This window comes from Jonquetella sp. BV3C21, assembly GCF_000468895.1.
In the GTDB taxonomy this organism is placed as follows: Bacteria; Synergistota; Synergistia; order Synergistales; family Dethiosulfovibrionaceae; genus Jonquetella; species Jonquetella anthropi.
Genome location: NZ_AWWC01000017.1, coordinates 1 through 637 on the forward strand (window position 1 = coordinate 1; position 637 = coordinate 637).

Here is a 637-nt window from a genome sequence, read left to right on the forward strand (position 1 = left end):
ATGACCCGAAAGAGAACCGGGTCAGCCAGAATGCCGCCCATAGACCGCCACAGGGACTTCGTGTCGTGAGAGGAATCGCCGATTCCCTTGGGAACTTTTATCAGGCTCGCGACCACCGCCACAGAGCAGCTGACGAACATGACGAGAAACGGTGCTTTAACGCCCCAGTGCTCGTAGGTTACGCCGCTCAGCAGAGGCCCTAAGCCGACCCCCAACCGTAAGGTTCGGCCACTACTTCGTCGACTACGTTCGGTCCGGAACCGGAAAAGGAACGGTCCCGTTTCCCCTTTTCCGTTCCGGGGCCCGGGGGCCGGCCCGACCCCTACCCGGTCCGGGGCCCGGACCGTAAGTACCGACCTACGTCCCGACCCCGGGAAACGGGTAAGTACGAAAAACCGAAACCGGCCGTTCCCGTTACCCCCCGGTTACCCCCGTTACGACGCGGACGGGAACCGGGAACCCGGACCTACTACGGTAGGGTCCGACCCGACCGTTTCCGTTTACCGGACCGGAACGGAAAGTAGTTACCCGTAAACCCCCGAAACCCGGACCGGGCCGGGGCCGGGTACGGTAAGGGACGGTCCTAAACCCGAAACCCCCGACCCGACGACTAGTAGGACGGTCCCGGGTCCCGGGG

1 pseudogene is annotated in these 637 nt (G+C 63.7%); it reads right to left on the minus strand.

The features are described from left to right. Positions 1-215, minus strand: a pseudogene (locus tag HMPREF1249_RS04130) (MFS transporter); the annotation flags it as partial. Between the last annotated feature and the right edge of the window lie 422 nt (positions 216-637).